Source organism: Pseudomonas sp. GM74, from assembly GCF_000282455.1.
Lineage (GTDB): Bacteria > Pseudomonadota > Gammaproteobacteria > Pseudomonadales > Pseudomonadaceae > Aquipseudomonas.
On the sequence record NZ_AKJG01000121.1, the window covers coordinates 1 to 14,627 of the forward strand.

Consider the following 14,627-nt stretch of genomic DNA (forward strand, 5'->3'; position numbering starts at 1 on the left):
CGACGGCTTCGCCGCCGAACGCAGCCTCGCAGGCTCGGCAGCTGCTACACGCGAAGGTCGCAGGGAGAAGGTTTTGTGGAAATGAACAATAATCCTCAACACCGCTTGTGCAGCGGCCCGGCGTTATTGTTCATGGCGGCTGGCAGCATGTGGGCATTGGAACTGGAGAATTCCCATGAAAATCGTGATCGCCCCCGACTCGTTCAAGGACAGCCTCAGCGCTCAAGGCGTGGCCGATGCCATTGCATTGGGATTGGCGCAGGTCTGGCCCGATGCGCAACTGATCAAATGCCCGATGGCCGACGGCGGGGAAGGGACTGTCGAGTCGATCCTGGCCGCGTGCGAAGGCCAGCAGCGCCGCACCCTGGTTCGCGGGCCGCTGGGGGCCACGGTGGAAGCCGCCTGGGGCTGGTTGCCCCAGAGCCACACCGCGATCATCGAAATGGCCGAGGCCAGCGGTTTGCAATTGGTGCCGACGGCGCAGCGGGATGCGTGCATCAGCAGCACCTTCGGCACCGGGCAATTGATCCGCGCCGCGCTGGAGGCCGGTGCACAACGGGTGATCTTGGCGATTGGCGGCAGTGCGACCAATGACGGCGGTGCCGGTGCCATGCAGGCCCTGGGCGTGAAATTGCTCGACGCCCAGGGGCAAACGCTGTCACCCGGCGGTCTCGCCCTGGCGCAGTTGGCCCGCGTCGACCTGAGCGACATCGATCCGCGTCTGGCCCGGATACGCTTCGACATCGCCGCCGATGTCAACAACCCGCTGTGCGGCCCCCACGGCGCCTCGGCGATCTTCGGCCCGCAAAAAGGCGCCTCGCCCGCGCAGGTCGAGCAACTGGACCGCGCCCTGGGGCACTTTGCCGACCATTGCGCGCAAGCCTTGAACCACGACGTGCGCGACGAGCCGGGCAGTGGCGCGGCGGGCGGCCTGGGGTTTGCCGCCAAAGCGTTCCTCGGTGCGCAATTCAAGGCCGGTGTTGAAGTGGTAGCCGAACTCGTGGGCCTGGCCGACGCCGTTGCAGGCGCCGACCTGGTGATCACCGGTGAAGGGCGTTTCGATGCGCAAACCCTGCGCGGCAAGACGCCCTTTGGTGTGGCGCGGGTCGCCCGGGAACACGGGGTGCCGGTCATCGTCATTGCCGGTACGTTGGGCGAGGGCTATCAGGCACTGTACGAGCATGGCATCGACGCTGCGTTTGCCCTGGCGAGCGGGCCGATGACCCTGGAGCAGGCCTGTGCCGAGGCACCGCGCTTGCTGCGTGAGCGGGCGACCGATATCGCTCGCGTCTGGCGGATGGCTGTCCGCTGTGGCTGAGGGCTAGCGAGCCCCCACGTTGGTTCGACAGCATTTACGAAACCCTGTGGGAGCAAGCTTGCTCGCGATAGCTACGAGGCAAACGCCAAACACCTCAAGCCTGCCATGCTTGAGCGTTCACCAAATTGGCCGGCCGTTCACCCGCCAGCGCCGCCAACAGGTTGTCCACCGCGCATCTGGCCATGGCCTCCCGTGTTTCATGGGTGGCCGAGCCGATGTGCGGTGTCGCCACCACGTTGTTCAACTGCAACAACGGCGAGTCCTGATCCAACGGTTCGCGTTCGAATACATCCAGCCCCGCCGCGCGAATCCGGTTTGCGCGCAAGGCTTGGATCAGCGCGGTTTCGTCCACTACCTTGCCCCGTGAAATATTGATGAAGATGGTCTCGGGACGCATCAGGGCGAACTGTTCTGCGCCGATCAGCCCTTCGGTTTGCGCGGTCAGCGGTAACGTCAGGCAAACGAAATCAGCCTGCTGCAACAGCTCCGGCAGGCTTCGATAGTGCGCATTGAAACGCTGTTCCACCGCAGGTTTCGGTGACTGGCTGTGATAAATCACCGGCATGCCAAACCCGAAATGCCCGCGCTGGGCGAGGGCTTCGCCAATGCGGCCCATGCCAATGATGCCCAGGGTTTTGCCGTGCACATCGCTGCCGAAATGAGCGGGGCCAATGTTGCGGGTCCACTTGCCTTCGCGAATCATGTTTGCCAATTCCACAACGCGCCGGGCCGTTGTCAGAATCAGCGCGAAACCAGTGTCGGCGGTGGTTTCTGTCAATACATCCGGCGTGTTGCTGAGCAGGATGCGCCGCTCGGTCAGGTAGTCGATGTCGTAGTTATCGACACCCACCGAGACGCTGGCAATGGCTTGAAGGTCGGGTGCCAGATCGAGCAGTTCGGCATCCAGTTTCAGGCTGGCACCCAGCAAGCCATGGGCGTGGGGCAGGGCATCGCGCAGTTTGGCCAGGCCCTCGGCACCAAGGTTTTCGATCAGCGTCACTTCGGTCTGCTCGTGCAGGCGAGCCATCAGCAGCGGCGAGAGTTTCTTGTACAGGACGACCTGCTTTTTCATCGTTGAGATCTCAAGTTCAATTCAGGAATGTGCCGTGGCGGTGCGCGTTACCGTGGCCGTGGGCCGCTCCCGATCGCTGGCGCCGGGCTTGAGGAAAATCGTCAGTACCACCGAGAACATCAGCGCGCCGCTCATCAACAGGTACGAGGCGCCGGGCGAGCCGGTGGAGCTGTTCAGGTACCCGACCAGGTAGGAGCCGCCAAAGGAACCGAGGGCGCCCATGCTGTTGATCAGCGCCATGGCGCCGCCGGCGACGTTGGCCGGGAGGATCTCCGGAATGATCGCGAAGAACGGTCCATAGGGCGCGTACATGCAGGCGCCGGCAACCACCAGCAGGGTGTAGGACCACCAGAAGTGTTCGGCACCCAGAGCGTAGGAACCATAGAAGGCAATCGAGGCGATCAGCAGCGGCGGCCAGACGAAACGCTTACGTTTTTGCAGTTTGTCCGACCCCCAGGACACCAGCAGCATGCCGATCACCGCTGCCAGGTACGGCATCGCCGACAGCCAGCCGGCCTGGACCATGTCCATCTGCGCACCGGCCTTGAGGATCGACGGCAGCCACAACACGAAGCCGTACACGCCGATGCTCCAGCAGAAAAACTGCAGGGCCAGGATGATCACTTTGGGTGAGCGGAACGCTTCGGCGTAGTTCTTCACGGCCTTGATGCCGACCTGTTCGGCGGCCAGTGCGTTTTCCAGGTCCTGTTTTTCCTGATCGTTGAGCCACTTGGCTTGTGACGGACGATCATCGGCCAGGCGCCACCAGATGAATGCCCACAGCACCGCTGGTAAACCTTCGATGATGAACATCCAGCGCCAGCTGTAGTGCTGCACCAGATAGCCCGAGACCACCGACATCCACAACATGGTCACCGGGTTGCCGAGGATCAGGAAGGTGTTGGCCCGCGAGCGTTCGGCGCGGGTGAACCAGTGGCACAGGTAGATCAGCATCGCCGGCATCACTGCCGCTTCGACCACGCCGAGCATGAAGCGGATAACGATCAGCCAGTAGGCATTGGAGACAATCCCGGTCAACGTCGCCAGGCTGCCCCAGAGGATCAGGCTGACGAAAATCAGCTTCTTCACACTGTGTTTCTGCGCGTAGATCGCACCGGGTACCTGGAAGAAAAAATAGCCGAGGAAGAACAGTGCGCCGAGCATCGACGACAGGCCTGGTGTGATCATCAGGTCTGCCGCCATGCCGGACGCGGCGGCGAACCCATAGTTGGCGCGATCCAGATACGCCAGGCTGTAGGTGATGAACACGATGGGCATGATGTACCACCAGCGGCGGGTGGCGAGCGTTGCGGTTTTCATGGTGGTGCTCCTGAGCTTGTTGTTTTTGTCGCAGCAGGTAACGGTGTTTAGATCTTCAGTGACTGTGCTGGCCTCATCGCGGGCAAGCCCGCTCCCACAGGATCGAGTCCAGACGCAAAACCTGTGGGAGCGGGCTTGCTCGCGAAGACGGCCGCAAATTCGACATCCATTTCGGATCGTGTAGGCAACCCCTCCATATCCCCCCGGCTCTGCACCGCACGGCTGCCAATCCAGTTGGCACGTTTGACGGCCTCGACAACGCTGTGGTTTTCCAGCAGCGCGCTGATCATGCCGACGGCAAAACCATCGCCGGCGCCCACCGTATCGACCACCGTGGCCACCGGCACGCCAGCCACGAAACCTTGATCAAGCTGTGTGCGGTAGAAAGCCCCGTGGGGCCCAAGCTTGATCGCCACGGCTTCGACGCCCTGGTCGAGGTAGAAGGCGGCGATGTCGGCCGGGTCTTCGAAACCGCTCAGCAAGCGACCTTCGCTCAACCCCGGCAGCACCCAATGGGCGAGGGCGGCGAGGCGGTTGATCTCGGTGATCATTTGTCGTTCGCTGGCCCACAGGCTCGGGCGCAGGTTCGGGTCAAAGGACACACTGCGCCCGGCCTCGCGCATGCGGGTCATCAATTCGAACGACATCTGCCGCGCCGACTCCGACAGCGCCGGGGGAATGCCGGTGGCGTGCAGGTGTCGGGCCTTGAGCAATTGGGGCACGATCGAGTGCGGTGACAGGTGACTGGCCGCCGAACCACGACGGAAGTATTCGACGGCGGGATCGCTACCGTCATCGGTGCGGGACTTGAGTTGAAAACCGGTCGGGTGGGCGGTGTCGATGTCGACGTGGCGGCAATCCAGGCCTTCTTTTTCCAGGGTGTCGACCACGAACCGGCCCAACGAATCGGCACCGACACGGCTCAGCCATGCCACGTTGAAGCCCAGTCGGGAAAGGCCAATGGCGACGTTGCTGTCAGCCCCGGCGATGCGTTTGTGGAAAGCGCCGATGCTGGCCAGATCACCCGCCTGTTCGGCGACGAACATTGCCATGGTCTCGCCGAAGGACAGAATATCGATCTCAGACATGAACACTCTCCAGCTGCGACTGGCCGAGGTGGGCGAGGACGGCAACGTGTTCAGTGGTCAGTTGCACCAGGTCTTCACCTTGCAGCGGATATTCCGCGGCCCGCATTACGCCTTGGGCCATGTGCCGCAGCAGGTGCTCCCACTGTTGAAGGTCACTGATGGCGGGCGGGATAGCGACCAGTTTGCCGTCGGCTCGGCGCGCAACCGCCTTGCAGTGCACATAACCGACGTGACGACCGAGCAACCGCGCGGCGCTGGCGGCGGACTGGTCCTGCCAGTGCCAATTGCCGATATCGAAGGTCATTTTGATCGGCAACCGGTGCTGCTCGACGTCCGCGAAAAAACGCTGGAAGGGTTCAATGCGACCGCCGTGCAGGGTCTGGTCGTTTTCCACCAGCAACTGCACGGCGCTTTCGCCCAGCACTCGGGCGAGGGCTGGCAGATCGCTGTTGTCGGTGAAATAGCCCAATGACACCTTCAGCCATTTGGCGCCGAACGCCCGGGCGCGTTGCAGGGCCGTGATCAGTTCAGGATTGGGTCTGGATTGCCCGGCCAGCCAGAGCTCCATGGGCGACGAATACACGCTCTCCAGGCCCTCTGCTTGAGTGGCATCGGCCAGTTGAGCGGGGTCCTCCATGGTCAGCAGTTCTTCGCGCCACTCAATGCGCGTGGCACCGGCGGCGGCGAGAATCTCGATGAAGCTGCCCTGGCCGCGTTGACGCACGAGGTCGGCGCCATAGCTGGAGAGGCTGATGGAAACGGCTGGTTTGTTCATTGTTTTTGTACCTCTGAAACCGGTTTCATTTTTGTTCAAAAAAAATGGCTGTGAGTGTGTGCTGTTCTTCAGGGCCCCATCGCGGGCAAGCCCGCTCCCACAATGGACTGTGTTCGCAAACAAATGTGGGAGCGGGCTTGCTCGCGATGGGGCCACTCCAGTTACCTGAAAGCTCCAAGTGTCGACCCCCGCACAACCAAACGCGGCGAAAAATCCAGCGTCCGCACCGCCCCGTCATCCCCGCGCAGCCGCTTGAGCAGACACTCAAACGCACTGGCGCCCATCTCGGTGGTCGGCTGCGCGAGGGCGGTAATGCCGCTGCCCACCAACGGGTACCAATCCAGGTCATCGAGGGCGATCAAGCCCACGTCATCGAACAGGTTGCACTTGAGTTCACGCAACGCATGGGTGCTGGCTAGCGCGGCAATTCCGTTCGCGCAAAACAGCGCTTTCGGGCCGGGAGCAGGCGTGTCGAGGAAGGCTTTCAATTGTGCGGTCAGTTCGCTGCCGGTTTCGATGTGCGTGCCGCGAAGTGCCGGGCGTTGCTCGATTTGCGCCTTGAAGCTGGCGACCCGCTCGATCCGCGAACTGGTGCCATCAAGCGGCTCGGTCACCAGCAACACATCGCGGTAACCGCGTTCTTCAAGGTGGTTGAGGCCCATGTCGATGGCCTGTGGGTTGTTCAGCCCGACCATATCGCTTTCAAGGTGCTGCACCTTGCGATCCATCAGCACCAAGGGCATTTCCCGGTGCAGTTCGTGCAACTCGTCCCGGTGATGACCGAGGGTGTTCACGATCAAGCCTTCGATGTTGTACGAGCGCAGCAGGGCCAGGTGCTGGCGCTCTTGCTCATCGTCGCGGTCGGTGTTGCACACCACCAGGCTATAGCCGTGTTGACGGCAGGCGGTTTCCACCCCGTGCATCACGGCAATTGAATAAGGGTTACGGATATCTGCCACCAGCATGCCGATCAGGCGAGTGCGTCCGCGTTTCAGGCCTCGGGCCATCTGGTTCGGGCGATAGCCGAGTTCGGCGATTGCCTGTTCGATGCGTTGGGCAATGGCATCGGAGAGCAGGGCACGATCATCACCAATGAACCGCGAAACGCTGGCCTTGGAGACCTTGGCGTGTTCGGCCACGTCGAGCATGGTCACGCGGCTGCGCTGGGCGGCGGAGAAGTCATTCACGGTCTGAAACCTTCTTATTGGATTTATGCGGTCGCGTGCATCGTGGGATAACACTGAAACCGGTTTCAGGAAACACCAAAAGCCATTTCGCCGTCAAGCTCCGGATGGCTGATTGTCGAACAATGAGCGACAAGTGGCGCTCAGGCCAACACGCTTAACCACGCAGAACCCAGCAACAGCAGGCCCATGCAGCGATTGAAGCGTTGCATGGCACGGGGTGAGCGCAACCAGCGGCTTGAACCGGCACCGAGCTGCCCGGCGTGCTGCACCGAGGGTGATGCCTAGAACGTTTGTGCAGTCATCAGCCGAACAGGCCGGCGGCGATGTTGATCGAGAACCCGAGAATCGCGGTATTGAACAGAAAGCCGATCAACGACTGCGCCAGCACGATCTTGCGCATGTCCCGGGTGGCCACGCCGACATCCGAGGTTTGCACCGCCACGCCGATGGTGAACGAGAAGTACAGGAAGTCCCAGTAGTTGGGCGTCGTCAGCCCTTCGGCAAAACGCAGCGCCGGCTCCTTGCCGTCCCAGATGTAATACAGGCGGGCATAATGCAGGCTGAAGATGACCCCGATCAGCAGCCATGAACCGATCACGGTCAGGGCGGTGAAGCCGTAATGTAAAAGCTTGCGCGTGGTTTCCAGATCCTTGCTGCCGGCCAGTTCGAAGGTGATGGTCGCCAGGCTGGCCAGTGCCGCAATGCACACCAGCGCCAGCACCAGCCCGGCGTTTTCGTCTTCGATTTCGGCGATGCGTTTCACGTCAGGCGCTTTCGAACGCACAGTGAGCCAGAGCATCAGCAGCAGGTAGATCCAGACGCCGGCATTCCAGCCGAAGAGGATTTTGCTGATCGGCGATTCGGCCGGAACCAGAATGCCCACCGCGATGCCGAGCAGGATGGCGGCGGACAGGCGAGGGTGGGTGCGTGCGAGGAAGATCATGGAGGCTCGATGGGGTTGGGGCTATGCAAACACCTTAGCCCAGGTGGGCACAATCTTGAAATCACTGAGATCCCTGCGGGAGCGGGTTTGCTCGCGAAGAGGCCATCACATTCAACATCCCTGTTGACTGACACGCCGCCTTCGCGAGCAAGCCCGCTCCCACAGGGACCGGTGTTTTGTCAGGTGCTTTTATGGCGTTTGCGCACCAGCTTCATCACCACCACAAAAAACACCGGCACGAACACCACGGCCAGGGTCGCCGTGATCATTCCGCCGATCACCCCGGTGCCGATGGCCTGCTGGCTCGCCGAACTGGCGCCGGTCGCGATCGCCAGCGGCACCACGCCCAGGATGAACGCCAGGGAGGTCATGACAATCGGCCGCAACCGAAGGCGTGCCGCTTGCAGGGTGGCGTCGATCAGGTCGTGGCCTTCGTCGTACAGGCTCTTGGCGAACTCGATGATCAGGATCGCGTTCTTCGCCGACAGGCCGATGATGGTGATCAGCCCGACCTTGAAGAACACATCGTTGGGCATTGCGCGCAAGGTCACGGCCAGCACCGCGCCGAGCACACCCAGCGGCACCACCAGCAGCACCGAGGTCGGGATCGACCAGCTCTCGTACAACGCCGCCAGGCACAGGAACACGATCAACAGCGACAACCCCAGCAGGATCGGTGCCTGGCTGCCGGACAACCGCTCCTGCAACGACAACCCGGTCCATTCCTGGCCCAGGCCCGCCGGGCCTTGCGCCACCAGGCGCTCGATCTCGGCCATGGCCTCGCCGGTGCTGTGGCCCGGGGTCGGTTCGCCGGAAATGCTGATCGCCGGGTAGCCGTTGTAGCGGGTCAACTGCGCCGGGCCCTGGGTCCATTTGGCCTGCACGAAGGCCGACAAGGGCACCATTTTTCCGTGGGTGTTGCGCACGTGGATCTTCAGCAGGTCTTCCACCTGGCTGCGCTGATCGCCCTCTGCCTGCACCACCACGCGTTGCATCCGCCCCTGGTTGGGGAAGTCGTTGATGTAGGCCGAACCCACGGCCGTGGACAGCACGTTGCCGACGTCGGCAAAGGACACCCCCAGTGCGTTGGCCTGCTTGCGGTCGACCACCAGTTGCACCTGCGGCGCTTCGGCCAGGGCGCTTTCGCGCACGTTCATCAGGATCGGGCTTTTTTCCGCCGCCGCGAGTAGCCCGGTGCGGGCCTCCATCAACCTCTCATGACCGAGACCACCGCGATCCTGCAGGCGGAACTCGAATCCGCTGGACGTACCCAGGCCATCCACGGGTGGCGGCAGCACGGCAAAGGTCACCGCATCCTTGATCTGGCTGAGGGCGACGTTGGCCCGGTCGGCAATCGAAGCCGCCGAGTCGTCGCTGCTGCGCTCGGACCAGTCTTTGAGTGTGCTGAAGGCGAGCGCTGCGTTCTGGCCACTGCCGGAGAAGCTGAAACCCAGGATCACTACACTGTCCCGAATACCCGGCTCGGTTGCGTTGTGCGCTTCAACCTGCTCAGCCACCTGCACGGTGCGGTTCTTGCTTGCACCCGGCGGCAACTGGATGTCGGTGATGGTGTAGCCCTGGTCTTCCACCGGCAGGAACGAGGAGGGCAGGCGACTGAAGGCCAAGCCCAGACCGATCAGCAACACGCCGTAGATCAGCAGGTAGCGCCCTGTGCGTTTCAACGCGTAGGCTACCCAACCCTGATAGCGCTCGGTCAGTTGTTCGAAGCGGCGGTTGAACCAGCCGAAGAACCCGGTCTTTTCATGGTGCTCGCCTTTGGCAATCGGCTTGAGCAACGTCGCGCACAGGGCCGGGGTCAAGGTCAGGGCGAGGAAGGCCGAAAACAGGATCGAGGTGGCCATCGACAGCGAGAACTGCTGGTAAATCACCCCGACCGAGCCCTGCATGAACGCCATCGGAATGAACACCGCGACCAGCACCAGGGTGATGCCGATGATGGCCCCGGTGATCTGCCCCATGGCCTTGCGCGTGGCTTCCTTGGGCGACAGGCCCTCGGTGGCCATGATCCGCTCGACGTTTTCCACCACCACGATGGCGTCGTCCACCAGAATGCCGATGGCCAGCACCATGCCGAACATCGTCAGCACGTTGATCGAAAACCCCAGCGCCAGCATCGTCGCAAAGGTGCCCATCAATGCCACCGGCACCACCAGGGTCGGAATCAGCGTGTAGCGGATGTTCTGCAGGAACAGGAACATCACCGCGAACACCAGCAGCATCGCCTCAAAGAGGGTGTAGACCACCTTGGTGATCGAGACCTTGACGAAAGGCGAGGTGTCGTAGGGGATCGAGTACTCGACGTTCTCCGGGAAATAGCGCTTGAGTTCGTCCATCTTTGCCCGCACCAGGGTCGCGGTGTTCAGGGCGTTGGCGCCGGGCGACAATTGCACGGCGACGGCGGTGGACGGCTTGCCGTTCAGGCGCGTGGAAAACTGGTATTCCTGGCTGCCGATCTCGACCCGCGCCACATCGCGGATGCGCACGGTCGAGCCATCCGGATTGGCCTTGAGGACAATGTCGGCAAACTCTTCGGGGGTCGAGAGCTGGCCCTTGACCAGAATGGTCGCGGTGATTTCCTGGGTGGTGCGGGTCGGCAGATCGCCGATGCTGCCCGCCGACACCTGGGCGTTTTGCGCGACGATGGCGGTGTTGACGTCCGCCGGGGTCAGGTTGAAGGCGAGCAGTTTCTGCGGGTCGATCCAGATCCGCATCGCCCGTTCGGCGCCGTACAGCTGCGCCTTGCCGACGCCGTCCAGACGCTTGACCTCGTTCATCACGTTGCGCGCCAGGTAATCGCTGAGCGCCACGTCATCGAGCTTGCCGTCGCTGGACGTCAGGGTGATCAGCAGCAGGAAGCCGGAGGAGACTTTCTCCACCTGCAAACCTTGCTGGATGACCGCTTGCGGCAGCCGTGACTCCACGGCTTTCAGGCGGTTCTGCACATCCACCTGGGCCAGTTCCGGGTTGGTGCCCGGCTGGAAAGTGGCCTTGATGGTGGCGCTGCCCAGGCTGCTCTGGGATTCGAAATACAACAGGTGATCGGCGCCGTTGAGCTCTTCCTCGATAAGGCTGACCACGCTCTCGTCCACGGTCTGCGCCGAAGCGCCCGGGTACACGGCGTAGATTTCGATTTGTGGCGGCGCAACATCCGGGTATTGCGCCACCGGCAGTTGCGGAATGGCCAACGCACCGGCCAGCAGGATGAACAGGGCCACCACCCAGGCGAACACCGGGCGGTCGATAAAGAACTGCGGCATAAAAAAGCGTCCTGCTTACTGGCCAGTCGCCTGGGCAAGGGGAAGAGGGGTGTCGTCGATCTGCACTTTCTCGCCGGGCCGGGCGTGCTGCAGGCCCTCGATGACGATGCGGTCGCCTGCCTTCAGGCCGCCGGTGACGATCCAGCGATCGTTCTGCACGGCGCCCAGTTCGACCGGTTGCTGCCCGACCCGCTGTTCGGCGTCGAGCAGCAGCACCTGGGCGATGCCGGCGCTGTCGCGCTGGATGGCCCGTTGCGGCACGCTGATACCCTGCTGGTTGACCGCTTGTTCCAGGCGTACGCGTACGAAACTGCCGGGCAGCAAGTCGAGGTCGGGGTTGGGGAACTCACTGCGCAGGATGATCTGGCCGGTGCCCGGATCGACGGTGATGTCGCTGAACAGCATCTTGCCCGGCAGCGGGTAGAGGCTGCCGTCATCCTGGATCAGCGTGGCCTTGGCCTGGTCCTGGCCGACCTGCTGCAGCTGACCGGAACGGAAGGCACGGCGCAGTTCGTTGAGCTCGCGGGTGGACTGGGTCAGGTCGGCATGAATCGGGTTCAGTTGCTGAATCAGCGCCAGCGCCGTGGTTTCGTTCTGCCCCACCAGCGCGCCTTCGGTGACCAGTGCGCGACCGATACGCCCGGAAATCGGCGCGGTAACGGTGGCGTAACCGAGGTTCAACCGGGCGCGCTCCACCGCGGCCTTGTTGCCGGCGACGTCGGCGGCGGTCTGCCGTGCGTTGGCCCGGGCGTTGTCGTAGTCCTGGCCGCTGATGGCCTTGTCGTCGATCAAGCGGGCGTAGCGCTGTTCCTGCAATCTGGCCTGGAACGCGTTGGCTTCGGCCTTGCGCAATGCCGCTTCGGCGCTGTCCAGGTCTGCCTTGAACGGCGCCGGGTCGATGCGGAACAACACATCGCCCTGTTTCACGTCGCTGCCTTCACGGAAGGTGCGCTGCAAGACCACGCCCGCCACGCGGGCACGGACTTCGGCCATGCGCGGTGCGGCAATCCGCCCGCTCAATTCGCTGCTGATGGTCAGTGGCCGCGCTTCGATGGTTTCGATGCGAACCGTGGCCAGCGGCGCCTGTTCCTCGGCGTTCGAGGCCTTGTCGCACGCAGCCAGTGTCAACGCCAGTGCAATCAGACTGAGCCTGGCAAGCAGATTCTTCGACATGTAATACCCCAATAAAAACTCCCAGCATCCTACTGGGCGCAGGCGAGGATAGCGGTGAAGCTTTGTTGGTGCTGTGTGAAATTGTGTAAGGGTTTTACTCAGAGACGAGTGAGGGCGTATATCCTTCAGTCCTTGAATTTTATTGCGCCTGAGAGATCGCTTTCGCGGGCAAGCCCGCTCCCACAGTGGTTGGTGGTGTTCATATTATTTGTGTTCACCTCAAATCCCTGTGGGAGCGGGCTTGCCCGCGAAGAGGCCGGATCAGGCGCCACAGCTCTTTCTGGAAACACCCCATGCCCAACATCCTCCTGGTCGAAGACGACACCGCTCTCGCCGAACTGATTGCCAGCTACCTGGAACGCAACGGTTATTCCGTCAGCGTGATCGGTCGCGGCGACCATGTGCGCGAACGTGCGCGGCTCAATCCGCCGGACCTGGTGATCCTCGACCTGATGCTGCCCGGCCTTGACGGTTTGCAGGTCTGTCGCCTGCTGCGCGCCGATTCGGCGACCTTGCCGATCCTGATGCTCACCGCCCGCGACGACAGCCATGACCAGGTCCTGGGCCTGGAAATGGGGGCCGACGACTACGTCACCAAACCCTGCGAGCCGCGGGTGCTGCTGGCCCGGGTGCGGACCTTGCTGCGCCGCAGCAGCCTCAGCGAGCCACAGACCGCCAACGACCGCATTCTGATGGGCAACCTGTGCATCGACTTGTCCGAGCGCACCGTGACCTGGCGCGAGCAATTGGTGGAGCTGTCCAGCGGCGAGTACAACCTGCTGGTGGTGCTGGCCCGGCATGCCGGCGAAGTGTTGAGCCGCGACCAGATCCTGCAACGCCTGCGCGGCATCGAATTCAACGGCACCGACCGCTCGGTGGACGTGGCGATTTCCAAGCTGCGACGCAAGTTCGACGACCACGCCGGCGAGGCGCGCAAGATCAAGACCGTGTGGGGCAAGGGTTACCTGTTCAGTCGTTCCGAGTGGGAATGCTGAGTCGATGTTCAGAATCCTCTTTCGTTTGTACCTGGTGACCATCGTCTCGTTCAGCGCCGCGATTTACCTGGTGCCGGATCTGGTGGTCAAGGTGTTCCACGAGCGCTTCGTCACCTACAACCTGGATTATTCCCGTGGGCTGCAAACGCTGATCGTCAAACAGTTCCACGGGGTCCCGGCCGAACAGTGGCCGACCCTGGCCGCTGAAATGGACAAGGACTTCTCTCCTCTGCACATCGTGCTCAGCAGCCATGACGACAGCAGCCTGACGCCGGATGAACAGAAGCGCTTGCAACGCGGTGAGAATGTGGTGCGCGTGGGCGACTGGGGTTGGCGCACGCTGGCCGTCGCGCCGCTGAATGAGCGCACCGTGGTGCAAATGGTCGTGCCACCGGATCCGCTGGACGTCAACCTGTTGTACTGGAGCATCAACGTTCTGATCGGTGCGACCATGCTCGCCTGCCTGTTGCTGTGGCTGCGTCCGCACTGGCGTGACCTGGAGCGTCTCAAGGGGGCCGCCGAACGCTTTGGCAAGGGCCACCTGGGCGAGCGCACGCAAATCTCCCCGAGCTCCAACATCGGCAGCCTGGCCAATGTTTTCGACACCATGGCCGGTGACATCGAGAACCTGCTCAACCAGCAGCGGGACTTGCTCAATGCGGTGTCCCACGAATTGCGCACGCCGCTGACGCGCCTGGATTTCGGCCTGGCGCTGGCCCTGTCCGACGACTTGCCGGCGGCCAGCCGCGAGCGCCTGCAGAGCCTGGTGGCGCACATTCGGGAACTCGATGAATTGGTGCTGGAGCTGCTGTCCTACAGCCGCCTGCAAAACCCGGCGCGGCTGCCGGAGCAGGTCGAGGTGTCGCTGGATGAGTTCATCGACAGCATTCTCGGCAGCGTCGACGAAGAACAGGAATCCCCGGAAATCGTCATCGACGTGCTGCTGCATGGCCAGTTCGAACGCTTCAGCCTGGACCCGCGCCTGACCGCCCGCGCCTTGCAGAACCTGCTGCGCAACGCCATGCGCTACTGCGAGAAGCGTATCCAGATCGGTGTGCAGGTCTATGCCAGTGGCTGTGAAATCTGGGTCGACGATGACGGCATCGGCATTCCGGATGACGAGCGCGAGCGGATCTTCGAACCCTTCTACCGTCTCGACCGCAGTCGAGACCGCGCCACGGGTGGCTTCGGGCTGGGACTGGCGATCAGCCGCCGGGCGTTGGAAGCCCAGGGCGGTACGCTGACGGTGGAAGCCTCGCCGCTGGGCGGGGCGCGGTTTCGGTTGTGGTTGCCGGCGTTGGTTTGAATCTGCGGTTATCTCTCACGTACTTCAGCGCTTCGATGACCCCGTGCCTGGCAACTCAAATCTGTAGCAGCTGTCGAGCCTGCGAGGCGGCGTTCGGCTGCGAAGCAGTCGTAGAGCCAGGTCAACCGGCTGCGAGGACTGCGTCCTCGAACGCAGCCTCGCAGGCTCGGCA

General features: G+C 62.7%; 11 protein-coding genes and 1 pseudogene. 3 read left to right on the top strand and 9 right to left on the bottom strand.

Features of this window, described 5'->3' with window-relative positions; translation table 11 throughout:
• Positions 1-175: 175 nt before the first annotated feature.
• On the top strand, positions 176-1,318 hold the full coding sequence (locus PMI34_RS05210; protein WP_008052884.1) for a glycerate kinase: 1,143 nt from the start codon (positions 176-178) through the stop codon (positions 1,316-1,318).
• Between the two features lie 94 nt (positions 1,319-1,412).
• Here the strand turns inward: PMI34_RS05210 and PMI34_RS05205 are convergent, their stop codons facing one another.
• The 9 genes and pseudogenes from PMI34_RS05205 to PMI34_RS05170 form a co-directional block, all read right to left on the bottom strand.
• Positions 1,413-2,390, bottom strand: coding sequence for a 2-hydroxyacid dehydrogenase (locus tag PMI34_RS05205; protein ID WP_008052885.1), 978 nt, complete (start codon positions 2,388-2,390; stop codon positions 1,413-1,415).
• Positions 2,391-2,411: 21 nt separating this feature from the next.
• Positions 2,412-3,710 carry an MFS transporter gene (locus PMI34_RS05200; RefSeq protein WP_008052886.1) on the bottom strand — a complete coding sequence of 433 codons (1,299 nt, stop codon included), beginning with the start codon at positions 3,708-3,710 and terminating at the stop codon, positions 2,412-2,414.
• A 47-nt stretch (positions 3,711-3,757) separates the two neighbouring features.
• On the bottom strand, positions 3,758-4,798 hold the full coding sequence (locus PMI34_RS05195) for a sugar kinase (protein ID WP_008052887.1): 1,041 nt from the start codon (positions 4,796-4,798) through the stop codon (positions 3,758-3,760).
• A complete protein-coding gene (locus PMI34_RS05190; RefSeq protein WP_008052888.1) occupies positions 4,791-5,573 on the bottom strand; it encodes a sugar phosphate isomerase/epimerase family protein in 783 nt (260 codons plus the stop codon). The genes PMI34_RS05195 and PMI34_RS05190 overlap by 8 nt, the downstream gene beginning before the upstream one ends.
• Positions 5,574-5,734: 161 nt before the next feature.
• On the bottom strand, positions 5,735-6,760 hold the full coding sequence (locus PMI34_RS05185) for a LacI family DNA-binding transcriptional regulator (RefSeq protein ID WP_008052889.1): 1,026 nt from the start codon (positions 6,758-6,760) through the stop codon (positions 5,735-5,737).
• A gap of 140 nt (positions 6,761-6,900) precedes the next feature.
• Positions 6,901-7,011 (bottom strand): annotated as a pseudogene (locus PMI34_RS29400) (LysE family translocator); the annotation flags it as partial.
• A 50-nt stretch (positions 7,012-7,061) separates the two neighbouring features.
• Positions 7,062-7,703, bottom strand: a complete 642-nt coding sequence (locus PMI34_RS05180; RefSeq protein WP_008052890.1) for a DUF1345 domain-containing protein — start codon at positions 7,701-7,703, stop codon at positions 7,062-7,064.
• A gap of 179 nt (positions 7,704-7,882) precedes the next feature.
• A complete protein-coding gene (locus PMI34_RS05175) occupies positions 7,883-10,981 on the bottom strand; it encodes an efflux RND transporter permease subunit (RefSeq protein WP_008052891.1) in 3,099 nt (1,032 codons plus the stop codon).
• 15 nt (positions 10,982-10,996) lie between these two features.
• On the bottom strand, positions 10,997-12,154 hold the full coding sequence (locus PMI34_RS05170; protein ID WP_032829846.1) for an efflux RND transporter periplasmic adaptor subunit: 1,158 nt from the start codon (positions 12,152-12,154) through the stop codon (positions 10,997-10,999).
• A gap of 293 nt (positions 12,155-12,447) precedes the next feature.
• Between PMI34_RS05170 and PMI34_RS05165 the strand changes: the two genes are divergently transcribed.
• Positions 12,448-13,149: a response regulator transcription factor gene (locus PMI34_RS05165; protein ID WP_007985461.1), complete on the top strand. Its 702-nt coding sequence runs from the start codon at positions 12,448-12,450 to the stop codon at positions 13,147-13,149.
• Between the two features lie 4 nt (positions 13,150-13,153).
• Positions 13,154-14,455: an ATP-binding protein gene (locus PMI34_RS05160; RefSeq protein ID WP_008052895.1), complete on the top strand. Its 1,302-nt coding sequence runs from the start codon at positions 13,154-13,156 to the stop codon at positions 14,453-14,455.
• Positions 14,456-14,627 lie beyond the last annotated feature (172 nt).

Coding starts and splice junctions, on each gene's coding strand:
- PMI34_RS05165 (WP_007985461.1), top strand. CDS start 12,448: ATGCCCAACATCCTCCTGGTCGAAGACGACACCGCTCTCGCCGAACTG.
- PMI34_RS05210 (WP_008052884.1), top strand. CDS start 176: ATGAAAATCGTGATCGCCCCCGACTCGTTCAAGGACAGCCTCAGCGCT.
- PMI34_RS05190 (WP_008052888.1), bottom strand. CDS start 5,573: ATGAACAAACCAGCCGTTTCCATCAGCCTCTCCAGCTATGGCGCCGAC.
- PMI34_RS05180 (WP_008052890.1), bottom strand. CDS start 7,703: ATGATCTTCCTCGCACGCACCCACCCTCGCCTGTCCGCCGCCATCCTG.
- PMI34_RS05175 (WP_008052891.1), bottom strand. CDS start 10,981: ATGCCGCAGTTCTTTATCGACCGCCCGGTGTTCGCCTGGGTGGTGGCC.
- PMI34_RS05200 (WP_008052886.1), bottom strand. CDS start 3,710: ATGAAAACCGCAACGCTCGCCACCCGCCGCTGGTGGTACATCATGCCC.
- PMI34_RS05195 (WP_008052887.1), bottom strand. CDS start 4,798: ATGTCTGAGATCGATATTCTGTCCTTCGGCGAGACCATGGCAATGTTC.
- PMI34_RS05205 (WP_008052885.1), bottom strand. CDS start 2,390: ATGAAAAAGCAGGTCGTCCTGTACAAGAAACTCTCGCCGCTGCTGATG.
- PMI34_RS05160 (WP_008052895.1), top strand. CDS start 13,154: ATGTTCAGAATCCTCTTTCGTTTGTACCTGGTGACCATCGTCTCGTTC.
- PMI34_RS05170 (WP_032829846.1), bottom strand. CDS start 12,154: ATGTCGAAGAATCTGCTTGCCAGGCTCAGTCTGATTGCACTGGCGTTG.